The 23,096-nt window shown below is 62.3% G+C and carries 21 protein-coding genes; 15 read left to right on the top strand and 6 right to left on the bottom strand.

Translation table 11 applies throughout. The features are described from left to right. The 4 genes from ENZ75_RS01390 to ENZ75_RS01375 form a co-directional block, all read right to left on the bottom strand. The coding region (locus tag ENZ75_RS01390; RefSeq protein WP_128277870.1) for an ATP-binding cassette domain-containing protein at positions 1 to 2,202 on the bottom strand (2,202 nt) is incomplete at its 3' end. A 116-nt stretch (positions 2,203 to 2,318) separates the two neighbouring features. After that, positions 2,319 to 3,338 (bottom strand): sugar ABC transporter substrate-binding protein, encoded by a 1,020-nt coding sequence (locus tag ENZ75_RS01385; protein WP_128277869.1) that lies wholly within the window; start codon positions 3,336 to 3,338, stop codon positions 2,319 to 2,321. 158 nt (positions 3,339 to 3,496) lie between these two features. After that, the gene (locus tag ENZ75_RS01380) at positions 3,497 to 4,435 is read right to left on the bottom strand and encodes a threonine/serine dehydratase (RefSeq protein WP_013530436.1); all 939 of its coding nucleotides are present in this window, start codon (positions 4,433 to 4,435) and stop codon (positions 3,497 to 3,499) included. Continuing rightward, entirely contained in the window at positions 4,425 to 5,525 is a 1,101-nt protein-coding gene (locus tag ENZ75_RS01375) for a succinylglutamate desuccinylase/aspartoacylase family protein (RefSeq protein ID WP_245478680.1), read from the bottom strand. Before ENZ75_RS01375 ends, ENZ75_RS01380 begins: the two co-directional genes overlap by 11 nt. 98 nt (positions 5,526 to 5,623) lie before the next feature. Between ENZ75_RS01375 and ENZ75_RS01370 the strand changes: the two genes are divergently transcribed. From ENZ75_RS01370 to ENZ75_RS01345, 6 genes are all read left to right on the top strand, one after another. Continuing rightward, on the top strand, positions 5,624 to 6,409 hold the full coding sequence (locus ENZ75_RS01370; RefSeq protein WP_013530438.1) for an IclR family transcriptional regulator: 786 nt from the start codon (positions 5,624 to 5,626) through the stop codon (positions 6,407 to 6,409). A 130-nt stretch (positions 6,410 to 6,539) separates the two neighbouring features. Further along, positions 6,540 to 7,289 (top strand): GntR family transcriptional regulator, encoded by a 750-nt coding sequence (locus tag ENZ75_RS01365; RefSeq protein WP_027160933.1) that lies wholly within the window; start codon positions 6,540 to 6,542, stop codon positions 7,287 to 7,289. Between the two features lie 68 nt (positions 7,290 to 7,357). Continuing rightward, positions 7,358 to 8,890, top strand: a complete 1,533-nt coding sequence (locus ENZ75_RS01360) for a putative N-acetylmannosamine-6-phosphate 2-epimerase (protein ID WP_082826518.1) — start codon at positions 7,358 to 7,360, stop codon at positions 8,888 to 8,890. An 82-nt stretch (positions 8,891 to 8,972) separates the two neighbouring features. Next, positions 8,973 to 10,268, top strand: coding sequence for a sugar ABC transporter substrate-binding protein (locus ENZ75_RS01355; protein WP_244514326.1), 1,296 nt, complete (start codon positions 8,973 to 8,975; stop codon positions 10,266 to 10,268). A gap of 55 nt (positions 10,269 to 10,323) precedes the next feature. After that, positions 10,324 to 11,190, top strand: a complete 867-nt coding sequence (locus ENZ75_RS01350) for a sugar ABC transporter permease (RefSeq protein WP_013530442.1) — start codon at positions 10,324 to 10,326, stop codon at positions 11,188 to 11,190. A gap of 2 nt (positions 11,191 to 11,192) precedes the next feature. Further along, a complete protein-coding gene (locus tag ENZ75_RS01345; RefSeq protein ID WP_027160930.1) occupies positions 11,193 to 12,014 on the top strand; it encodes a carbohydrate ABC transporter permease in 822 nt (273 codons plus the stop codon). Here the strand turns inward: ENZ75_RS01345 and ENZ75_RS01340 are convergent. After that, positions 12,011 to 12,322, bottom strand: a complete 312-nt coding sequence (locus ENZ75_RS01340) for a hypothetical protein (RefSeq protein ID WP_127224133.1) — start codon at positions 12,320 to 12,322, stop codon at positions 12,011 to 12,013. The two genes, ENZ75_RS01345 and ENZ75_RS01340, sit on opposite strands and share 4 nt — an antisense overlap. Before the next feature lie 195 nt (positions 12,323 to 12,517). On the opposite strand from ENZ75_RS01340, the gene ENZ75_RS01335 reads away from it, so the two are divergent. The 9 genes from ENZ75_RS01335 to ENZ75_RS01295 all read left to right on the top strand — a co-directional run bounded on the left by ENZ75_RS01335 (position 12,518) and on the right by ENZ75_RS01295 (position 22,240). Further along, the gene (locus tag ENZ75_RS01335; RefSeq protein WP_063168707.1) at positions 12,518 to 13,507 is read left to right on the top strand and encodes an ABC transporter substrate-binding protein; all 990 of its coding nucleotides are present in this window, start codon (positions 12,518 to 12,520) and stop codon (positions 13,505 to 13,507) included. 295 nt (positions 13,508 to 13,802) lie between these two features. After that, the gene (locus ENZ75_RS01330) at positions 13,803 to 14,522 is read left to right on the top strand and encodes an ABC transporter permease (RefSeq protein WP_164889741.1); all 720 of its coding nucleotides are present in this window, start codon (positions 13,803 to 13,805) and stop codon (positions 14,520 to 14,522) included. Positions 14,523 to 14,535: 13 nt separating this feature from the next. Further along, positions 14,536 to 15,339: an ABC transporter ATP-binding protein gene (locus ENZ75_RS01325; protein ID WP_013530446.1), complete on the top strand. Its 804-nt coding sequence runs from the start codon at positions 14,536 to 14,538 to the stop codon at positions 15,337 to 15,339. A gap of 95 nt (positions 15,340 to 15,434) precedes the next feature. Continuing rightward, positions 15,435 to 17,039, top strand: coding sequence for a GMC family oxidoreductase N-terminal domain-containing protein (locus ENZ75_RS01320; RefSeq protein ID WP_063168706.1), 1,605 nt, complete (start codon positions 15,435 to 15,437; stop codon positions 17,037 to 17,039). Positions 17,040 to 17,192: 153 nt separating this feature from the next. Further along, a complete protein-coding gene (locus tag ENZ75_RS01315; protein WP_063168705.1) occupies positions 17,193 to 18,467 on the top strand; it encodes an NAD(P)/FAD-dependent oxidoreductase in 1,275 nt (424 codons plus the stop codon). Positions 18,468 to 18,523: 56 nt separating this feature from the next. After that, complete coding sequence (locus ENZ75_RS01310) at positions 18,524 to 18,940, top strand: RidA family protein (protein WP_063168704.1); 417 nt, start codon at positions 18,524 to 18,526, stop codon at positions 18,938 to 18,940. A 5-nt stretch (positions 18,941 to 18,945) separates the two neighbouring features. After that, positions 18,946 to 19,620: a DUF1028 domain-containing protein gene (locus ENZ75_RS01305; RefSeq protein WP_013530450.1), complete on the top strand. Its 675-nt coding sequence runs from the start codon at positions 18,946 to 18,948 to the stop codon at positions 19,618 to 19,620. 21 nt (positions 19,621 to 19,641) lie between these two features. Further along, the gene (locus ENZ75_RS01300; RefSeq protein ID WP_024503970.1) at positions 19,642 to 21,132 is read left to right on the top strand and encodes an aldehyde dehydrogenase; all 1,491 of its coding nucleotides are present in this window, start codon (positions 19,642 to 19,644) and stop codon (positions 21,130 to 21,132) included. Between the two features lie 151 nt (positions 21,133 to 21,283). Next, on the top strand, positions 21,284 to 22,240 hold the full coding sequence (locus ENZ75_RS01295; RefSeq protein WP_063168703.1) for a LysR family transcriptional regulator: 957 nt from the start codon (positions 21,284 to 21,286) through the stop codon (positions 22,238 to 22,240). A gap of 7 nt (positions 22,241 to 22,247) precedes the next feature. Here the strand turns inward: ENZ75_RS01295 and ENZ75_RS01290 are convergent. Continuing rightward, positions 22,248 to 23,096, bottom strand: an 849-nt coding sequence (locus tag ENZ75_RS01290) for a M20/M25/M40 family metallo-hydrolase (protein ID WP_128277868.1), incomplete at its 5' end; no start/stop codon positions are given.

Raw genomic sequence — 23,096 nt, 5'->3', positions numbered from 1 at the left:
ATTGCCGCCCGAGAGTTCGATGGCCATCTTGTCGGGCTGGGCCGGCCGCACGCCGAGTGAGCCGATGAGATCGCGCGCGAGAGCCAGGATGTGGCGAGGTCTCAGCAGGCCGAAGTGACTGTTGTCGCGAATCCAGGCGAGGGACAGGTTATCCCTGATCGACATCGTGCCGACAAAGCCTTCCAGATGCCGGTCTTCCGGTATGTAGACGATGCCGGCGCGATTGGCGGTCTTGGTGTCGCCGCTGGTCTGCTGCCCGCCGAAAATTCTGAGGGTGCCGCCATGCATGGGATCGAGGCCGGCAATCAGCCTGAGCACTTCGGAGCGGCCGCTGCCCATCAGGCCGGCGAGCGCGACGATTTCGCCCCTGCACACGCTGAGCGTCGCAGACTTCAAGAGCTTGCCATCGGAGATGTTGCTGATCTCGATCGCGGTCTCGCCGACTTGCGCTTTGAGATAGGGGAAGATGTCGCCGACATCGCGCCCGACCATCATGGAGACGATCTCGGCCTCGCTGGTCTGGCTGGTCTGGCGCTCGCCGATGAAGCGCCCGTCACGCAGAACGACGACGCGGTCGCACTGGCTGAAGATCTCTTCCATCTTGTGCGAGATGTAGAGGATGCCGGCGCCGCGAGCTCTCAGCCTGTCGATCAGGTCATAGAGCTGGTCGCGCTCGCGGTTGGAGAGCGCGCTGGTCGGCTCGTCCATGATGAAGAACCAGGCATCGGACAGAACGGCACGGGCGATTTCCACCATCTGCCGGTGCCCGACGGAAAGCGTTCGCAGTTCCGCGCCAATGTCGATATCGAGCGACAGCTCGTCCATGATGGCTTTCGCATCGCGCCGCATCCGGGCCCGGTCGAGAAATCCCAGGCGGGTGTGCGGTTCGCGGCCGATGAAGAGATTCTCCGCCACGGTCAGGTCCGGCGAAAGGCTGAAATGCTGATGGATGACGCTGATGCCCTTGGCGGCGCTGGGGGAGTGGAACTGGACGGCGTTGCCGTCGATGACGATCTCACCCTCGTCCGGGCGATGTAGACCGGAAATGCACTTCACCAGCGTCGATTTCCCGGCCCCGTTCTCGCCGGCAAGTCCCACCACCTCGCCGGCCGAGACGGCAAAGCTGACACCGTCGAGTGCCTTGACGCCCGGAAAAGACTTGCCAAGCCCGCGCAAGGCGATGCTGTGTTTGCCGACCGATGTTGCGGCGGTGTTGCGGGGCGACGGGGTGGACTTGCGGCCACCGGTCTTGAACAAGGCGGCGACACTCTCCGGCTGGCTGGTGAGAACGGCCACCAGAATGAGGCTCGCGGTGACGAAATAGATCAGGATCTGCGGCACCTGCAGGAACGACAGGCCGGTGTTGATGACGCCCAGCAGCAGCGCCCCGATCGCCGTTCCCCAGATCGAGCCCTGGCCGCCGGAGAGTTTCGTGCCGCCGATGATCGCGGCTGTGATGGCTGTAAATTCAAGGCCGGTGCCGGCAAGCGGCTGTGCCGAACCAAGGCGGCCGATGGTGAGGATCGCGCCGAGCCCGGCTGTCGCACCGGCAATCAGGTAGACGGAGATGCGCACGAGGTCGACGGGAACCAGAGAGGCCCGCGCCGCCCCCGCATTGCCGCCGATCGCATAGATCCAACGCCCGTATACCGTTCGATTGAGCACGAACCACCAGAGGCTCAGGCAGATGGCGGCGATGATGACGGAGACCGGCAGCAGGCCGATTGTCTCGCGTCCGGCGAAAAGCAGGACCGGATCGGCGACCGCGATGCTGGATGCGCCGGAGAGACTGAGCGCCAGGCCGCGCGCGAACGCCATGGTGGCGAGCGTTGCGATGAAAGGGGAGATGCCGGCAAAGCCGATCAGCGCTCCATTGAGCAGACCTATCGCGGCACCGCCACCGATCGCGGCGAGAAGGCTCAGGCTCGCCGAGCCGGTTGCCGTATAGGCAAGACCCGCGGCGATGCCGGAACAGGCGAGGTTGCTGCCGACGGAAATATCGATGCCGCGCGCGATGATCACGGCCGTCATGGCAAAGGAGATGAGGGCGATGACCGCACTCTGCTGCGCGATGCTGACAAGGTTGCCGGTCGACAGAAAGCGCGGATCGATCCAGCCGAAGACGGCGATGGCGACCAGCAGCACCGCGATGAGAACCGGTTCGTTGCGCCGTAGTAACGGAGAGGTCCAGGACTGGAACATGGGTCGGTCCTCTTATCGAGCATCATGCGCGGTCACCACGGAAGCGGCGACGGCGATCGTCAGGAAAAGGGGACGCCGGATGATACGTCATCCGGCGCTTGAGCCGCTTTAGGCTGTTACTTTGCCAGGGTCATGGCGGTCGCCGGAACCTTGGGACCGAGTTGCTCGGTATAGTTCTTGGCTTCCACCGCCTCCTTGCCGGTGTTGATGTATTCGAAGGTGAGGCCATCCGCCTTGAGCTTCGCCGCCGTCGCATCCGAGGTCACGAAATAGGTCGGCATGTAGAGATCCTGCGGCAGCTTTTCGCCGTTGGCCAGGCGAGCGGCAACGGCGATGTTCCAGTAGCCGACACGATAGGCGCCGGTCAGCACGTCCATCACCATCTTGCCGTCGTCGATCAGCGGCTTCATCTCGGCGTCGCCGTCATAGCCGCCGTAGAGCAGCTGGGTTCCCATCGAACTGGCAACGGAATCGGCTGCCAGGCAAAGGCTGTCGGAGATGCAGCCGATGGCCTTCAGGTCCGGATAGGTGGTGAGCCATGTCTGGGCGGCATTCGTTGCCTTGGCTGCGTCCCAGCCGGTCGGCTCGATGCCGACGACCTTGATGTCCGGAAACTCCTTTTTCAGGGTTTCGACAAAGCCTTTTTCGCGCGTGTCGGACACGAAGTTGCCACGCGAACCGACGAGCAGGGCGACTTCGCCCTTGCCGCCAAGCGACTTGCCGAGCGCGCGGGCAACCATCGACATGTTGTCGTAGTCCGGATAGAGCGTCGAATAGTTCGAGCCTGCCTCGACCTTGTTGCCCATGGTGATCACCGGAATGCCGGCGGCAGTGGCTTTCTGGATCACCGGAATGACCGCGTTCTTGTCGATCGGATCGATCAGGATCGCGCTGACGCCCTGATTGATGAAATTCTCGATGATGCTGACCTGTTTTTCCAGGCTACCCTCGGCGCTCTGCCAGGTGGATTTCACCCCATAGTCGGCGGCAGCCACGTCGCCGGCTTCCTTCATGCGGACAAAGAAGGAGTTCTGCAAGTCGATTGCCGCAAGTCCAAGAACCTTTTCCGCGGCAAGCGAGGGCGTTGCGATGGCGAGTGCAAGCAGAGCAATGGATGCTTTCAGGGAAATGCGCATGTTTCAGTTCTCCTCTTGTTGCGACAGGACGATTCTTCGCCTCTTTTTCATGTCCCGCACGACGACCGTCCCAGCGACAGGCATTCCGGCGGTATTCCGCGGCACTCGTGCCGTATCCATGTCGGGCCGCGTCTTGCGTGGACCGGCCTTTCTCGACCTCAGCCGTTCAGGCCTTCGACACCGGCGCCGCAGACAAGCCCGGCGATGCGGGCGCCGCGCGGTGGCTTGAAAGCTCCGCTCATCAACGCGGCCAGCGATGCCGCGCCGCTGAGGTCGGCGGCGATGCCGAATTCGAACCAGAGCAATTCAGCGGCTTTCTGCATGTCCGCATCCTCGACAAGGACGATGTCGTCGACGTGCTTGGCGACGATCTCGTAGATACTTTCGTCCGTGCGGCCGCAGGCCATGGTCGCCACCTTCGTCGTTATCTCGGGCAAGCGAACGACACGGCCGGCAGTCAGGGAGGCGTGAAGGGTCGGTGAACCGGTCGGCTCGACACCAACGATCCTGGCGTCGGGTTTGACGTGCTTCAGGACTTCGGACATGCCACTGATGAGGCCGCCTCCGCCGATCGCGACGATGTAGATGTCGGCATCGGGAATCTGGTCGACCATCTCCAGCGCCACGGTTCCCTGGCCGGACACGATCTGCGCATCGGCGAAGGGATGCATGTAGAAGGCGCCGCGCGCTTTTGCCTCGGCCAATGCAGCCTCATGCGCTTCATCCCAGACCTTGCCTTCGAAGCGAACGTCAGCGCCCCATTTGCGCAGCTTTTCCGCCTTCAGCGGGCTTGCATTGTTCGGCAGGTAGATGGTGGCGGGAGCGCCGGCCCGGGCAGCCACATAGGCGGTGGCCAGGCCGTGATTGCCGCCGGATGCGGCGACCAGTCCGTTTTCGATCCGGCCCGGCTCGAGCGTTTTCACCCGGTTCGTGGCGCCCCGGATCTTGAAGGAGCCGCTCACCTGGAGGCATTCGAGTTTCAAATAGACATCATTTTGGAGGTTCGCGCCCGTGGCATGGTCGAGCTTGACGACCGGGGTGCGCCGTATGAAGGGGGCAATGCGCCGGGCAGCCGCCATGATGTCTTCATGGCTCATCGGTCAGTGCCTCCGGATATTCGTTGGCCAGCACGAAACAGCAATTCCCCGGGCGCACGCGGCCGGGTTGACGCTTGGCGAAAACGATGCCGTCGATGGGGTGAAGGAGATCGATGGGCGCGCGCGACAGCGTGTGGAGGAAGTGAATGCGTCCGGCAAGGTCGCCTTTGCTGACGGCACTGCCGAGGGGGCTCAAGGGTTCGAAGACACCGTCCTCCTCGGAAAGCAGATAGCCTTCGCTTCCGGGCACCTTGAGCACGCGTGCGTTGGCGCCAGGGGCAATGTCAGGCGCGCCCTTCAGGACGCCTGCATGTTTCAGCACATTGCGGATGCCCCTGCGGCAGATGGCCAACGCATCCGGACTGACAAGGCCGCCGCCGGCCATCTCGCTGCCGATGACGATCAGCCCCTGGTGATTGGCGGACGCGGTCGAGGTCCGGGTTTCACCGAGATTGTCGACCATGACAACGGTCGGCGCCCCGAAGGCGAGCGTCGCCTTGATGTTCTTGCGATGCCCCTGCGCGGTCGGGGAGGGCTCGATGATCGCGCTCGGCAGGATCATCAGGGACGAACCGCCGGAGTGGAGATCCAGGAAATAGTCGGCCTTCGGAAACAGGATGTCATGCACATAGGCCGCTATCTGGCTTGTCAGCGTGCCGTTGAAATCGCCTGGAAAACTGCGGTTGAAATTCAACCCGTCGACCGGGGAGGTGCGGGTGCCGGCCTCGACGGCCCGAATGTTGATGGCCGGAATCGCGATGATGCGACCGGCTATATCCCGTGGATCGATCTCGCGCAGAAGCTCGCCGAGCGCGATCGGCCCCTCATATTCGTCGCCGTGGTTGCCACCCTCGATCAGGACCGTCGGACCGTCTCCGTTCTTGATGACGGCCAGCGGAACGCGGACCGTGCCCCAGGCATCGTCGTGCGGCGATTGGGGCACATGGAAGAAGCCGATCTGCTTGCCCTCGCGATCGAAATCGACCGACGTGTAAACACTGTTGTTCCGGGGCGTGATGGTCGCGCGGACAGTGTTTGCTGGTCTCTGGACGGTCATCGGCTCGGCCTCGAAATTCATTGTCCCCGTCATCATGTCAGTTTTATATATGGTGTCAAGTTTGGATATAAAACCAATGGCAATTCCGATTTCTTGTCTCTATCGTGCGTGGACCACCGGGGATTCTTCGAATGGCAGATGACGCAAAAGAGAGTGGCAAACCGACCTATTCGGCCCCGGCGCTGACGAAGGGTCTGGATGTCCTGGAGCTGCTGGCGGAGGCGCGAGCGCCCTTGACGATGAAGGAGATCGCGGAAGGCCTCGGTCGTTCGAAGAATGAGATTTTCCGGATGCTGATCGCGCTCCAGGAGCGTCAATATATCGAGCGCAACGCCGAGACCGACGCCTATTCGTTGACCGACAAGCTTTTCAAGCTGGGGCTGCACACGCCGAGCGCTCAGGATCTCATGTCCGCCGCAATGCCCGAGCTGACGCGGATTGCCGGGGACTCAAATCAGTCGCCGCACCTGGTCGTCTTCAATCATGGCTTGACTGTCGTGACCGCGGCCGTTCCCGGCGGCGAGGACATGGCGTTCACGCTGCGCCTCGGCTACGGCCGCCTGGCCACCGACGCGACCTCCGGCCATGTGATCCTTGCCTTCCAGCCGCCAAAGGTCGCGACGCGGATGATCGACGAATGTGCGGCACATTCGCCGGCGCCGCTGGATCGAGAGGCGCTGGAAAAGCAGCTTCGTACCATCCGCGCGGACGGTTACTGGATGCGCGAGAGCCGTGATTTCGTCGGCATCACCGATATCTGCTGTCCGGTCATCGGACCGGACGGCAGCGCCGTCGCCTCCATTATCGTCGCCTATATCAATCGCCATACGCGTGAAAGCCGCCATGCCTTTACTCTGGAGGTCCTGCGTGCTGCCTGCGATCGCATCTCCATGAAGCTGTCACCGCGGGTTCGCTGAGGGGCCGTGGTGCGCTGACGGCGCGGACGAGGCACCGCCCGCGGGACGTTTGCACCGGATTGATAATACCAGTATGGGTCCAGTCAGGAATGTTTTGATCCTGGGTGCTTCTCGCGCGGGAGGAAGAGCAATGACAACCGTGAACCTGATCGGGCTTGTCAGTCGGGAGATGGAAGCGACAGCCTCCGATGTGCCGCTTTACCGACGGTTGAAATCGGCGATCGAGGCAGCGATCCGTTCCAACGCTTTGAAGGCCGGCGCGGTTCTGCCGGGCGAGCGGGTTCTGGCGGAAGCCCTGTCGATCTCGCGTGTCACTGTGAGAAAAGCTCTGGCGTTGCTCGAAGAGGAAGGGCAGCTCAATCGCCGGCATGGTTCCAAAACCGAGATCGGGTCGCGGGTCGAAAAATCGCTTTCGACGCTGACGAGCTTTTCGGAGGACATTCTGGCGCGCGGCCTGAAGCCTGGATGCCTATGGCTTTCCAAACAGATAAGCCGTCCATCGCCAGCCGAAATGATGGCTTTGGGTATTGCCGCAAACACCAATGTAATCCGCATGCGCCGCGTGCGGACGGCCGATGGCGCGCCGATCGCCGTCGAGGTCTCGGCCGTGCCGGTTCGCTTCCTTCCTTCGCCCGAGATGGTTCAGGACTCCCTCTATGAAGCGCTAGATGCACGCGGCTTCCTGCCTCAGAGGGCAATCCAGCGCATGCGCTCGCGCGGCGCATCGCTGGAGGATGCAAGACACCTTCATTGCGAGATGGGCGCACCGCTGCTGATGACCGAGCGCCGCTGCTTTCTCGCCGACGGACAGATCGTGGAATACTGCGAGACACGCTACAAGGGAGACGTCTACGACTTCGTCTTCGAGCTGCAAAGATAATACCAGTTATGAACTGGTTGTAATCTGGTATTTTCCATTTATCGTGATGGCGACAGGGGAGTGCCGACGTGCAGCGGGAAGACATCGCCAACAGTCTCATCGTGTCCTGCCAGCCGGTTCCCGGCGGCCCGATGGACAGTGCGCAATTCGTGACGGGCTTTGCCAGGGCCGCTCTTGAAGCCGGAGCCAAGGCCCTGCGCATCGAATCCGTGCCCTATGTCGCGGCCGCCCGCCTGGCCGTCCGCGAGCCGATCATCGGTATCGTCAAGCGCGATCTGACCGACAGCCCCGTGCGCATCACGCCCTATCTGGCCGATGTCGAGGCGCTGGCCGAGGCGGGCGCCGATATCATCGCTTTCGATGCGACGGACCGTGTCCGTCCCGTTCCTGTCGAAGCGCTTGTGAAAGCCGTCAAGGCCAGGAACAAGCTGACCATGGCCGATTGCTCTTGCCTTGACGATGCGCGCCGGGCCCTTGCCGCGGGTGTCGATTTCGTCGGCACGACGCTTTCCGGCTATGTCGGCGGGCCGGAGCCGGAGGATCCGGACATTGCCCTCATCGCTCAAATGCGAACCCTGAGCCCCTACGTCATCGCCGAAGGGCGTATCCGGTCGCCGGAGCAGGCGGCCGCCGCCGCGCGCGCCGGCGCCTGTGCCGTGGTTGTCGGATCGGCGATCACCCGTACCGAGCACGTCACCTCGTGGTTCCACCAGGCGATTTCCGGGGCCTATGCGGCAAGGGGCACGCAAACCGTGCTTGGCCCAACCGTGCTGGGCATCGACATCGGGGGAACCAAGACCATGGCCGCGCTGGTCAGCGGCGGCAAGGTGGTCGAGGACATGATCGTGCCTACCGCGCGAGAGGCTGGACCCGACGCCTGGCTGGCATCCCTTGCGCAAAGCACGTCGGCCTGGTCAAGCCGCTTCAGTCGTATCGGTATTGCGGTGACGGGGCTGGTGCACGATGGACGCTGGTCGGCGTTGAATCCGGCGACGCTTGGCATTCCCGACGGCTACCCGCTGGTCGAAAGGGCATCCGCTGTTTTCGGCAAGCCCGTCTGTGCGTTCAACGATGCCCAGGCAGCCGCCTGGGGCGAATACAAATTCGGCGCCGGGCAAGGTCGCGACATCGTCTTTCTGACCATCTCGACCGGAATTGGCGGCGGCATCGTTTGCAACGGCCGATTGCTGTCCGGTCTTGCCGGTCACTTCGGTCTGATCCGTGGTTTGTCTGAAGACCAGGCCCCGCTCGAAGACAGCACCTCCGGCCGCTGGATCGCTTCGCAGGCCCTCAAGGCCGGCTTCAAGGCCGATGCCGCCGATGTGTTCGGGCTTGCGCTGAAGGGCGAGGCCTGGGCCGACGCCATCGTCTCGCGGAGCGCCTCGCGGGTCGCGACGCTGTGCCGGGACATTCAGATGATGTTCGATCCGAAATCGATCGTCATCGGCGGCAGCATCGGTCTTGCCGATGGCTATCTCGACCGGGTGCGCGCGCATCTGGGCGAGGTTCCACCGCGCCTTTCCTCCAATCTCGTTGCGGCGAAGCTCGCGGGCCACGCCGGCGTCATCGGTGTTGCCGATCTTGCCGAATGGGCAAAGTAGCGGCGCCGCCGGTCATGCCATGCAAAAATCATCAAAAAAGAAGGGAACGATCATGAAATTGAGCAGGACGTCTTTTGCGCTTATGGCCACCCTCCTCGCGGGGACAGCTTTGCCGACCTTTGCCAACGCAACCGTGACCGTGCTCGGCTGGCCTGGCGGGTCCGAGGAAACCGCACTGCGGGCAACCGTGGAAACCTATAACAAGCAGGCAAGCGATGCCGACAAGGTGGAGCTGCTGTTCTTCAACCGCGAAGGCTTTTACGACAAGCTGCAGGCCGACATGGCGGCCGGATCCAACGCCTTCGACGTGAATCTCGTCGCCACCTACTCGCTCGGTCGCTACGCGCCCTATATGGAGCCGGTCGATCTTGGCGCGGATGCGGCCAAGGTTTTCGGCGAATCCGTTCTCAAGACGATGCAGTTCGACGGCAAGCAATACGGCGTGCCGACCGACCTTTCGCTGCACTTCATGTACTACCGCAAGGATCTCGTCGACGCCTTGAGCAGGGATGACGCCGCCAAGAAGACCTATGGTGAAATCGCCCAGAAATATCTCGGCAAGCCGCTGCAGCCGAAGGACCCGGACAGCTGGACCTGGGACGACTGGGCGGCCACCGCCCTCTATTTCACCAAGCAGGTGAACCCCGACAGCCCGGTGCGCTACGGCACGGTCCTGCAGATGAAGAACCTGCTGTTCAACATGATGGTCTTCCAGTCCCTGCCGCGCTCCTACGGCGGCGACTGGATGGACAAGAACGGCAATGTCACGGTGGATTCCGATGCCTACAAGACCGGCCTCGAGCTCTACAAGAAACTCTATGATGCCGGGTCATCGCCCAAGGATTCGCTGAGCTACGAATATGCGGAAACCAACGCGGCCTTCGCATCCGGTCAGGCCGCGACGGCACTGCAGTGGAATGCCGCGGCGGCGGATCTGACCAGCACCGAAAAATCTCCGGCGGTCGCCGAGGTGACCGGGATCGTCGCGCCGCCGGCAGGTCCCGACGGACGCGCCGATCATATCCACGGCCTTGGTTTGGGCCTCAACAAGAACGCCAAGAACAAGGAAGGCGCCGTCAAGTTCCTGAAGTGGCTCGCCACCGAGGATGCGGCCTTGCTCTATGCGCGCAGCGGCGGTTCGCCGGCATTGTCTCCCGATGTCGTCGCCAAGGTTGCGAAGGAACGTCCCGATCTCGTCAAGCTCGGCGAATTCGCCAGCAAGTACGGCTATGTCATGACCGGTGCGACGTCCGCGAGTGCGCTCCCGGTCTATGAGCTGCAGGCAAAGGAGTTTACCGGCTACTGGTCCGGCCAGCAGAGCCTCGAGGATGCGCTCGCCCACACCAAGGCGGGCATGCAGGACCTTCTCAAGAAATGAACCATTTGCCGGACGCCGGGTCGAGCTCGGCGTCCGGCGCGTTTGGCGGATCGACATGGCCCTTGTGACACGTGCCGAAGGCAGGATGTATCTGACGCCGCTGGTCGGCTTCCTGCTGCTGTTCCTCGGCTTTCCGGCGATCGTCAATCTGATTTATTCCATTTCGGCCGTCACATTCGAGACGCTGCGCAGTCCGGTGTTGAGCGGTTTCAGCAACTATGTCGCGGTGTTGAACGACCGCGAATTCTGGAGCTCGGCCTGGTTCTCTCTGCGCTTCGGTATTCTTACCGCATCAGCGGAATGTCTGATCGGTCTTTTCCTTGCCATCTTCCTGGCACCGCTTCTGAGCAAGCGACCAGTCCTGATGGCGCCGTTGATGCTGCCGCTGATGGTCGCGCCGGCCATGGTCGGTCTCATGTACCGGCTGGTGCTGCATGAATTTGCGGGCCCCGTCCCCTACTATCTCTTCGAATGGTTCGGTGACAGCCCGGCCTTCCTCGACATCAACAATGCCTTCCGCACCCTTGTCGTCGTGGAGACGCTGCAATGGACGCCTTTCGCCTTCCTGCTCTTCTACATGGCCTATTCGGCCATACCGCTCGACGTGCGCGAAGCCTCCTCGCTCGATGGCGCATCACCGTTTGAGATCGTCCGGTGGATCGACCTGCCATTGATGAAGCCGACGCTGGTCATCGCGTTTTTCATCCGTTTCATCGACGGTTTCCGGGTGTTCGACAATGTCTATGCATTGACCGGCAGTGGTGCAGGAGGTTCAACGACGTCCTTGTCGATCTACATCTACCAAGCCTTCTTCAAGGAAGGGGCTATTGGCAAGGCGGTCGCCGCCTCGGTTGTCCTGTTCATGGCGTCGTTCATCGTTCTCCACTGCCTTAACCGGCTTGCCGGCCGCAGGAAGCGTTGACGATGGCCGGGGCACTGCGCTGGATCGTTTTTGCCATCGCCGTGCTGGCGATGAATTTCCCCATTATCGTGACGCTGATCACATCGCTCAAAAGCCAGCGCGAGCTTTCGACGAACCCCGGTTTGTGGATCAGCCAGCCGACGCTCGACAACTATCTGGAGGTCCTGACGCAGACCAGCCGCTTCAACATCTATGCCTATCTGCTGAACAGCACCGTGGCGGCGCTGATCGGAACCGGCCTTGCGATCGTGCTCGCGTTCCCGGCTGCCTATGCGATCGCGCGCAGCGAGGCGGGAAAGCGCTTGGTCCTGCCGATCGTCATCAATCTTCGCGCCGTGCCGCTGATCATCTTCGCGATCCCGCTTTACATGATGTACCAGTGGCTGGGCCTGCTCGATACGCGGATCGGGCTCGGGCTCATCCTGACCATCGTCAACGCGCCGCTTGCACTCGTCATCCTGGTAAACGCGATTTCAGATGTACCAGTCGAACTCGACGAGGCGGCGAAAGTCGATGGCGCAAGTTCCTTGCAGGTGATGATGATGATCGTCCGGCCCGTCATCCGACCGGCGCTCGTCACAACCTTCATCTTCGGCTTCATCACCGCCTGGAACGAATTCCTCTTCGGCCTCATGCTGACAACCAGTCGTGCCGTGCCGATGACGGTCGGCGCATCCTTCTTCTTCGCCGCGAGCGGCGGTGGCGTAAAATGGGGAACCGCTTCCGCCGTCATGATGCTGGGCGCCTTGCCGCCGGCATTGCTGGGTCTTGTGATGTATCGGCAGATATCGGGATCCATGACCGCTGGGGCGGTCAAGGGCTAAAGCAAGAAGAAGTTCGTCTTTCCGACAAATTGGACAACCCAATCCGACAGCGCCAGCGCGCTTGTCAGGCCAGGTGGCTCGATTCCGAAAAGACGGATCAGCCGTCCGGACGGATCTGCCAGAATGGCGAAATCGCCGAACTGCAACCCGTTCGTTTTAGGCCGCAGCCCGCGATGGCTCGGCTCCAGTTCCCCGTCTCTCAGCCCCGGCCAATAAATGGCGCGTAAAATGGTGTGGCCCCGGGCCGGCCGAGGAAAGAAGAAATGGTGCAGCTTGCTGAGGGCGAAATCGCGATGGCGCAGACGCAACGCAGTCTGGTTAGGTCCAGCCTAAGCCGAACTACTGAAAATCATAATTTGTGCAGCGCACCCAACGTGCTTTGCTCCGCCATCGGCTGAAAGAAAACAAGAAAAGAACGTCAGGCGACAGGCTTCGGCGATGCCTCCGGAGCGGGTTTCGTTCGGGCCGGGATAACGCTCGACTTCAGAAAACAGGGGAACGTGATGACGACAATAATCTCGAAGTTTCGCCGGGCCGCGCTGGTGGCCGGCATTGCGCTCAGCGCCATATCGGTGAGCCTCCACGCCGAAGCTGGCAGCTTGAAACTGGGCATGACGACCTGGGTGGGGTACGGACCGCTCTTCCTTGCCCGTGACATGGGCTACTTCAAGGAAGGTGGGCTCGATGTCTCGCTTGAAATCATCGAGGAAGCATCGCTGTATATGGCGGCTGTTGCCGCCGGCGAGCTCGACGGCAGCGCATCGACCGTCGACGAGATCATGAAGTATCGTTCGAAGGATGTTTGCTTCAAGTCGGTCTATGCGCTGGATGACAGCCATGGCGGCGATGGCGTGCTCGCGCCCAGCGGGGTCAAGAGCATCGCCGACCTCAAAGGCATGGACGTAGCGCTGAACGAGGGTTCAGTGTCGCAGTTCTGGTTCAATATCCTGCTCAAGCAGGCCGGTCTCACCCAGGCCGATGTGAAGATCACCAACATGACGGCAGACGATGCCGCTGCCGCCTTCATGGCCGACCGCATTCCCGTTGCCGTCACCTGGGAACCGCATCTGACGCTGGCCAAGAAGGAAAACAAGGGACAGGTGCTGATCGACTCCTCCAGGACACCCGGCTTGATCGTCGATGTGGTGGCGCTCAACTGCGACTACATCACGAAGAACCCCGGAGATGTCGAGGCGCTGGTGAAGGGCCTCTACAAGGCCAACGAGTTCATCAAGGAGAATCCTGAGAAGGCGTATGAGGTGATGGCCAAAGGCGTCGGCGGCTGGCTGAAGGATCCGAAGGACTTCGCTTCCTCGGCCGCTGGCGTGAACTTCTACGGTAAGCAGCGCAATGCCGAATTCTTCGCCGGTGGCGAGACTGGCGAAGCCGGCAAGCTGATCAAGCTGGGCGGCGATATCTGGGGCGGCTTCGGCAAGCTCAAAATGGACGTCAAGTATGACGACCTCGTCGATACGTCCTTCCTTGGGAAGTAGCTTGGCCTTGGAAAGTAGCTTGGCCTTGGAAGTAGCTTGGCCTTGCAAAGTAGCTTGGCCTGCGAAGTAATTTGACCTTGCAAAGTGATTTGGCTGAACCGGAGGCGGACCTCGCGCCTCCGGTCCAAGCGGCCCAAAAGGGTATCCCGTGACACTAGCACCGAACACGAGCTCTCTGGTCAGCAATGGCGTGACCGCGAGAGTTGAAGAAGGTCAGGCCGGTCGATCCGTCCTGAAAGTCATCGCCACACCGTTTCGGGCTGTGCCGCGCTCTCTCTCCATTACGCTCGGCTTCATGGTCTGGATCGCCGTCATCGGCGGCTGGTTCGCGCTGACCTATTCCGGAGCGGTCAAGGAAATGTTCCTGCCTCGCCCCGAATCCGTGTTGTCCACCACCATCAGCATGGCGCTTGACGGGTCGTTGTGGGAGCATGTTTTCGCCAGCGTCCAGGTGGTGTTGATCGGCTTCGTCCTTTCGAGCATCGTTGCGGTGCCGCTTGGATTGACGATGGGCACCTATCGCATCGTCCAGGCCGTTCTCGAACCGTTGGTCAATTTCATACGCTATCTGCCGGTGACGTCCTTCGTGCCGCTTTTCATCCTGTGGATCGGCATCGGCATCGAGCAGCGCGTTGCCGTCATCGTCTTCGGCGTCTTCTTCCAGCAGCTCGTCATGATCGCCGACAGCGCTCGCAGCGTCCAGCGCGACCTTGTCAACGCAGCCTATACGCTCGGCACGAAACGAGGCGACACGGTCTTCCACATCGTCTTTCCGGCCACGCTTCCGAGCGTGCTGGATGTGCTGCGCGTCACCATGGGCTGGGCCTGGACCTATCTCGTCGTGGCCGAACTCGTCGCCGCCCGCAGCGGACTTGGCTACATCTCGCTCAAAGCCATGCGCGGCTTTCAGGTCGACGTGATCTTCATGGCCATCGCCATGATCGGCATCCTTGGTCTTTGCACCGACCAATTGTTCCGGGGCATCCGCCGCCTCGTCGCTCCCTGGGCCAATTGAGGAACACGCACACATGGACGCCCTGAATCTTACGACGAAACCAAAGAGTTCCGACATAGGCATCGACAATGTGGTCCTGCGCTACGGCAAGGGTGACAATGCGGTGCTGGCGCTGGATGGCATTTCCTTTCACGTCGTGCCCAACGAATTCTGTGTGATCGTCGGCCCATCCGGCTGCGGCAAGTCGAGCCTGCTTTATCTCGTCGCCGGTCTTGAGGAGCGGACCGGCGGCATGATCGTAGTCGGCGGCAAGCCTGTTACCGAGCCGGGCCCGGATCGCGGCATGGTGTTTCAGGCATATACGCTGTTTCCCTGGCTTACGGTGGCGCAGAACGTCGAATATGGCCCGAAGCGGAAGGGCATTGCGCCGGCCGAGCGCAGGGTCATTGTCGAGCATTTTCTCCACGAGGTCGGTCTGGCAAAGTTCGCCAACCATTACCCGTCTCAGCTGTCGGGCGGCATGAAGCAGCGCGTTGCGATTGCGCGCGCGCTCGCCAATGATCCGGACGTGCTGCTGATGGATGAGCCTTTTGGAGCGCTCGACAGCCAAACCCGTCACAGCATGCAGAAGCTTTTGCTGAGGATCTGGGATCATTCCAAGAAGACGGTCCTGTTCGTTACCCATGACATCGACGAAGCGATCCTGCTGGCGGACAGGGTGCTCGTCATGTCCGGCCGGCCCGGTCAGATCAAGAAGGAAATCCGCGTAGGCCTCCCGCGTCCACGCAGCATGGATCTGGTCATGGAGCCGAACTTCATCGCCATGAAGCGGGAGATCCTCGAGCTCCTGAAGAACGACGAAGACGACGAGCACTAATGCATGTCGCTCAAAAGTGACCTCGGTTTTGGGCAGACGACATGCATGAAACAGACATCGGCAGTCTTCGGTGTGGATGATGAAACGGGCAAGGCATGAGCATCGAGGCGGCGGAATTTGACTATATCGTCATTGGCGCGGGCTCGGCCGGCTGTGTCTTGGCAAACAGGCTGAGCGCAGACCCGGCAGTTCGTGTCTGCCTGATCGAGGCGGGCGGCAGCGACGACCGCACCAGGGTGCGCGTGCCGGCCGGCATTCTCTCGCTCTACGGCAATCCGAACTTCGACTACGGCTACAAGGGCGTGCCGCAGCCGCTGCTCAACAACCGCCGCATACCGGTCAACCGGGGCAAGGTTCTTGGCGGGTCGAGTTCGATCAACTCGATGGTCTATATTCGTGGCGCCGCGCAGGACTACGATGAATGGGCAGCGCTTGGCTGTGCCGGGTGGTCCTATGCCGATGTCCTGCCCGTCTTCAAGAAATTGGAGCGGAACTGCCTGTTGCAGAGCCCCGCCTATCACGGATTCGACGGCGAATTGCTGGTCGACAATCCGCGCGATCCCAACGTGGTATCCAGCCTGTGGGTTGAGGCGGGCAGAGGCGTAGGCCTGCCCGAGAACCGCGACTTCAATGCCGGTGGCCAACTCGGCCTCGGCATCTACAACGTCACCCAGAACAGAGGCGAGCGCTTCTCGGCCTACAGCGCCTTTGTCCGGCCGATTCTCGGCCGCTCGAATCTACGGATATTGTCAGGCGTCGAGGTTCTTGATCTGGCGATTGAACGCGAGCGCGTCACCGGCGTCAACGTGATCAGGGAAGGCGCAACCCAACGGTTGGGGTGCCGAGCGGAGGTCGTCCTCAGCGCGGGTGCGATCGGATCGCCGCGCATTCTGCTTGCTTCCGGCGTCGGCCCGGCCGGGGAGCTGAAAGCAGCGGGGATTGAACCGGTCGCGAACCTGCCAGGCGTCGGTAAGAACTTGCGCGACCATGTCGATGGCATGATCACGGTGCGATCGAACAGCCGCAAGACGCTCGGCCTTTCACTTGCCAATCTTCCGGCGATGCTGGCGGCGCCGTTCCAGTATTTCGCCCGGCGCAAAGGCATGCTGACGACCAACTATGTCGAAGCCGGCGGCTTTGCCAGGACGAAGTATGCCGGGAGCATACCCGACATTCAGTTCCACTTCGTGCCGGGCTATCGCAGCCATCGCGGTCGGCTCGTCGAATATGGCCACGGCTATGCCGTGCACACCTGTGTGTTGAGACCCGGGAGCGTCGGCGAAATCACGCTTCAACGCGACGGCACCCGCCGCAATATGCTCATAGACCATCGCTTCTTCAGTGACGAACAGGATGCCCTGACCCTCGTCGAGGGCATAAAGGTCGCGCGTTCGATCCTGGCTTCGCCGGTTTTCGGCGGCATCCGCGGACCGGAAATCCTGCCTGGGCCCAACGTGAACACCGATGACGAGATTCTCGCCTATCTGCGTGCCGAGGCTCTTACCGTCTATCATCCGGTTGGCACGGCCAGGATGGGCAACGACGCCATGGCGGTGGTTGATCCCGCCGGTCTCAAGGTGCGCGGTTTCGACAATCTGCGCGTCGCTGATGCCTCCGTCATGCCGACATTGATCGGTGGCAACACCAATGCGCCATCCATGATGATTGGCGAAAAGGCGGCTATGGCAATACTGGCGTAGCCGTCTGCGCGCGGCCAATTCAGCATTTAGGAACAAGCTAACCACTGCCACATGAAATCGTAATTTTCGCTGCCCGGTCCCTCCAGTAAACCAACGATCAGACCTCCGCCGCATGCGCAGAAACTCTCGGGGAGAGCCAGAAAGGGCCGCTGAATGCCAGTCGAAACAGTAGACACGCTTGTTGTTGGCGGCGGCCAGGCGGGGCTGGCGATGAGCGAGCATCTGAGCAAGTGCGGCGTGCCCCATCTCGTGCTGGAGCGGGACCGCATCGCCGAACGCTGGCGTAGCGAGAGATGGGACTCGCTGGTTGCCAATGGTCCCGCCTGGCATGACCGTTTTCCCGGCATGGAATTTCCCAATGCCGGTCCGGATGCCTTTATCGGCAAGGAGAAGGTCGCCGACTATTTTGTCGCTTACGCCGACATGATCGCTGCCCCCATCCGCTGCGGCGTGGAGGTCAGGAAAGTGGAAAGGCTTGTCGGCCGTCCCGGCTTCCGGATCGAAACCTCGGATGGCGTGATCGAAGCCAGGAGCGTGGTTGCCGCCACCGGCGCTTTCCAGCATCCGGTCATCCCGGCCGTCGTTCCCGGGGACGCCGGACCTATGCAGATACATTCCAGCGCCTATCGCAATCCCGGCCAACTGCCCGCAGGCGCGGTGCTGGTGGTCGGCTCCGGGTCTTCGGGGGTGCAGATCGCCGACGAACTCCAGCGTGCGGGACGGCGGGTTTATCTCTCGGTCGGGCCGCACGATCGGCCGCCGCGGGCCTATCGCGAACGTGACTTCTGCTGGTGGCTGGGGGTTTTGGGCAAGTGGGACGCGCAGGCGCCTGCGCCCGGCACCGAACATGTCACCATCGCGGTCAGCGGCGCGCGTGGCGGCCAGACGATCGACTTCCGGCGCCTTGCCGCGCAAGGGATGACGCTGGTTGGCCGGACCGAATCCTACAGGCACGGTGTGATGATTTTCGCACCCGATCTGGCCAAGAATATCGCGCGCGGCGATGCGAATTACATGTCGGTTCTGGACGAGGCAGATGCCTATGTCGCCCGCAACGGCCTCGACCTTCCCCCAGAGCCCGAGGCCCGCAAGATCGGCCCGGACCCGCGATGCATGACCGATCCCATTCTCGAGCTGAACCTGTCGGAAGCCGGGATAGGTTCGATCATCTGGGCGACGGGATTCACCGTCGACTACAACTGGCTGAAGGTCGATGTGTTCGACGAAAGGGGCAAGCCGAAGCACCAGCGCGGTGTGTCGACCGAGCCCGGCATCTATTTCCTCGGACTGCCTTGGCAATCGCGCAGGGGGTCGAGCTTCATCTGGGGCGTCTGGCACGACGCGCAGCATGTGGCCGACCATATTTCCACGCAGCGCAAATACCTAGCCTACCATGCGTCCGCGAAGCGCGAGACCAAGGTGGCATAGACACGGCACCTCAAACGGGATGCCCCGACCTCGAGCCTGATCCGACGGAGACCAAGATGGCGCATACAAGAATTCGAAAGTTCAACACCAAGGACACTTATCCCGAGCAGAAGCTCGACAATGATCTGTGCCAGGCGGTCGTTACGCGGGGCGGCAGGACCGTCTATCTGCGCGGCCAATGTCCGCAGGACCTCGACACGGCCAAGAACATCGACAGCCATGATCCGGTCGAGCAGACACACAAGGTCATGCAGAACATCCGCCAGCTGATCGAGGAGTGCGGCGGCACCATGGAGCACCTGGTCAAGGTGGTGGTCTACATCACCGATGTGCGCCATCGTGAGGCGGTCTACCGTACCATGGGCGCGTATATCAGAGGCGTGCATCCCGTCTCGACCGGCCTTGTCGTGCAGGCCCTGGCGCGGCCGGACTGGCTGGTCGAGATCGACGGCACCGCCGTCATTCCGGACTGATTGCGATGACCTTTTCCATTGTCGCGCGGTGCGGCCGCACCGGCATGTTCGGGGTCGCGGTGTCCTCCTCGTCGCCTGCTGTTGCGGCGCGCTGCGCCTATGCGCAGGCGGGCGCCGGGGCCATTGCCAGCCAGAACGTCACCGATCCTACGCTTGGACTGCGCGGTCTCGAATTGCTGGCGCGCGGCGCGTCCGCGGCGGAGGCGATTGCCATATTGAAGCGCACCGGTGCCTATCCCGAATACCGGCAGGTGCTGGCTGTCGACGCCGCTGGAGCGACCGCGATCCATTCGGGTCCCAAAGCTCTTGGCATCTGGGCGGAGGCGCGAGCTGACAATGTCGCCTGCGGCGGCAACATGCTGGCCCATGATGGCGTGCCGCAAGCGATGGTCGAGGCCTTCCTGGCGTCGGAGGGGCATCTCGGCGACCGCCTCATCGCGACTATGCGCGCGGCGCTGACAGCCGGCGGCGAGGCTGGCCCTGTCCATTCCGCCGGCATGAAGCTGGTGCGTGAGGTGGCGTGGCCGGTCGCCGACCTGCGCTGCGACTGGACCGACGATTGTCCTATCGAGCAACTGGCGGCGCTGTGGCAACTCTACAAGCCACAGCTCGATGCCTATGTGACCCGCGCGATCAACCCATCCGATGCGCCGAGCTACGGCGTGCCGGGCGACGAATAGTCAAGACAGGGGTCACCTGCGATGAGTGAACTCAGCCACAAGGACTGGATCGGCAAGGCGTCCGCGATCCGTTTTCGTGACAAGGCGTTCATCGACGGCAAGACGGTCGCGGCGCGTTCGGGCCGGACCTTTGCCAGCGTCAATCCGGCAACGGGCGAGGTGCTGGCCGAAGTGGCGTCCTGCGGCGAGGAAGACATCGATCTGGCGGTTGCCGCCGCTAGGCGCAGCTTCAACGCCGGCGTCTGGTCGCGCACCAGCCCGGCGCACCGCAAGGAGGTGTTGCTGCGGCTGGCGCAGCTGCTGCGCGACAACCTGCATGAACTGGCCCTGCTTGAATCGCTGGACATGGGCAAACTGGTCAGGGATGCGGCCTCGGTCGACGTCCCCGGTTCGGCGGCGATCTTCCAATGGTATGGCGAGGCCATCGACAAGATCTATGGCGAGGTGGCGCCGACCGGCGAAGGCGATCTGGTGCTGGTGCGGCGCGAGCCGCTTGGCGTGGTCGGCGCGGTGGTGCCGTGGAACTTCCCGCTCGACATGGCGACCTGGAAGTGCGCGCCGGCGCTGGCGGCGGGCAATTCGGTGGTGCTGAAACCCGCCGAGCAGTCGCCTCTGTCGGCCCTGCTCCTGGCGGAGCTGGCGATGGAGGCGGGCCTGCCTGCCGGCGTGCTCAATGTTGTGCCCGGCCTTGGCGAAACCGCCGGCCAGGCGCTTGGCCGCCATATGGATGTGGATTGCCTCGCCTTCACCGGTTCGACCGCGGTGGGCAAGATGTTCCTGCAGTACTCCGGGCAGTCGAACATGAAGCAGGTCTGGCTGGAGACCGGCGGCAAGAGCCCCAACCTCGTCTTTGCCGACTGCGGGGATCTCGATGTGGTGGCCGATATGGCGGCCTTCGGCATCTTCTTCAACCAGGGCGAGGTCTGTTCCGCCAATTCACGCCTGCTCGTCCAGCGCGGCATCAAGGATGCCTTGGTGGAGAAACTGGTGCAGCGTGCGGCGGCCACGCAGCCCGGCGATCCGCTCGATCCGATTTCGAAAATGGGCGCGATGGTCGATAGTCGCCACGCCGCCAATGTCATGCGCTTCGTCGAGGCCGGTAAAAAGACCGCGCGCCTGGTCGCGGGCGGCGACATGGTCACGGTCAATGGGCGCGGCAGCTTTGTCCAGCCCACCATTTTCGACGATGTCACGCCTGCCGATCCGATTGCCCGCGACGAGATCTTCGGGCCGGTGCTTTCGGTCATTGCCTTCGATGACGAGGCCGACGCGATCCGCATCGCTAATGACAGCCCCTACGGGCTCGCCGCATCGCTGTGGACCGACAGCCTGTCGCGCGCGCACCGCATCGCCGGGCGGCTGCAGGCCGGCACAGTTTCCGTCAACAAGGTCGACGCTCTGAGCCCGATGACGCCGTTCGGTGGTTTCAAGCAATCCGGCTTCGGCCGCGACCTGTCGCTGCATGCGCTCGACAAGTACACCGCGCTCAAAACGACATGGATCAAATATTGATGGGCGCCTAGAGCGCATCGCGATCGAACGGATTCAAGTGATGCGCTTTAGGCCTTTGCTCCATGCATGTCGTTTGCGCAAAACCGGGGCCACTTTTGCGCGACATGCATTAGGCTTGATCGAAGCCCTCAAACCGGCAACATAGCCAGCCATGCCGCTACGCTTCACGCTCAGACAGCTGGAATATTTCGTTGCCGTGGGCGAAGCCGGCTCCATCGCCAAGGCGGCCGAGCAGGTCAATGTGTCGCCGCCATCGATTTCGGCCTCGATCGCGCAGTTGGAAACCGAGTTCGGCGTCCAGCTTTTTGTCCGCAAGCATTCGCACGGCCTCTCGCTCACCGCCGGTGGCCGCATCTTCCTCAAGGAAGCCGCCCGGCTGCTCAATGATGCCGATGCCTTGCATGACGTCGCCGGCGATTTTGCCGAGAAGGTGCGCGGCCCGCTGGCGGTGGGATGCCTGCTGACCTTTGCGCAGATCGTGCTGCCGGCGCTGCGCATGCGGTTCGAGCGTGCTTATCCCGATGTGCGCGTGCGCCAGTTCGAGCGCAATCAGGGGCAATTGCTTGAGATGCTGCAGCGCGGTGAAATCGACCTTGCCCTGACCTACGATCTCGAACTGTCGCAGGATATGACCTTCGAGCCGCTGATGTTGGTGCCGGCCTATGTCATGCTGCCGGCGGGCCATCGTTTCGCGGCCAAGGCGTCGATCACGACGGAGGAACTGGCCGACGAGCCGATGGTGCTGCTCGACCTGCCGTACAGCCGCGAATATTTCCTGTCGGCATTCCACCAGCGAGGGATCCGGCCCAACATTGCCGAGCGCACCGGCGACATTGCGGTCATGCGCTCCATGGTGGCCAACGGCTTCGGCTACGGCATCGCCAACATGCGGCCGCTCAACACGCTGGCGCCGGACGGCAAGCCGCTCGTCTTCGTGCCGTTGGACGGTGACCTGCGGCCGCTGACCATGGGCGTCGCCTTGCCCAATTCCGAACATCGTACGCAATCCGCCCAGGCGTTCATCGACCACTGCCGGCATTTTGTCGTCGAGCAAGGTGTGTTCGGCGCCGAGCGGGCCGTCGGCCAGGCAGCGCTTCCGCAGAAGTAGCGCCCGCTTACGCCAGTTGCTGGTCGGCAAGCCGCTTCAGCAATTTTTCCAGCATGTTGTCGCAGCGGCGCATCTGCTCGACGCTGACGAATTCGTCCGGCTTGTGCCCTTGCGCCATCGACCCCGGTCCGCACACGACCGTCGGCGTGCCGAGATCGCGGCTGAACAGGCCGCCTTCCGTGCCGAAGGCCATCTTGATGGTATTGTTGGCGCCGGTCAGCGATTTGACGAAGGCGACGGCTTGCGAACTGGCTGGCGTGTCCAGGCCGGGATAGGTGTTGGTGATGTCGATGTCGATTGCTGCCTCGGGCGCGATGGTCGAGGCTTCGGAAGCAATATGAGCAGCCTCCTTGCGCAGGCGGTCGAGAATCTCGTGCGGGTCGTCGGCTGCGACATTGCGGATCTCGAAGTCGACCTGGCAAAGGTTCGGCACGATGTTCAGCGCCACGCCTGCGTTGATCTTGCCGACATGGACGGTCGTGTATGAGATGTCGTAGTCGCCGTCGCGGGCGCCATCGCGCACCAGCCGGTCCTGTTCGCGGCGCAAGGCGGCGACGAAGTCGCAGCCGAGATGGATGGCGTTGAGCGCCAGCGGGGCCAGCGCCGAATGGCCTTCGCGCCCCTTGCAAAGCGCGCGTGCGGCAAGCTTGCCCTTGTGCCCCGTCGCCACCTGCATATCGGTCGGCTCGCCGACAATGCATAGCAGCGGCCGATGCGGGGCCGCTTGCAGCATGTCGACCAGGCTGCGCACACCGATGCAGCCGATCTCCTCGTCGTAGGAGAGTGCCAGGTGCAGAGGCGTCTTCAGCGTCATTTTCGCGGCCTTGAGGCACGCGGCGAGCGCGCAGGCCACAAA

Source organism: Mesorhizobium sp. M7A.F.Ca.CA.002.04.1.1, assembly GCF_004022805.1.
GTDB classification, from domain to species: Bacteria; Pseudomonadota; Alphaproteobacteria; order Rhizobiales; family Rhizobiaceae; genus Mesorhizobium; species Mesorhizobium ciceri.
The sequence above is the reverse complement of the archived record's forward strand: the minus strand, read 5'-3'. Positions and strand labels throughout refer to the sequence as shown.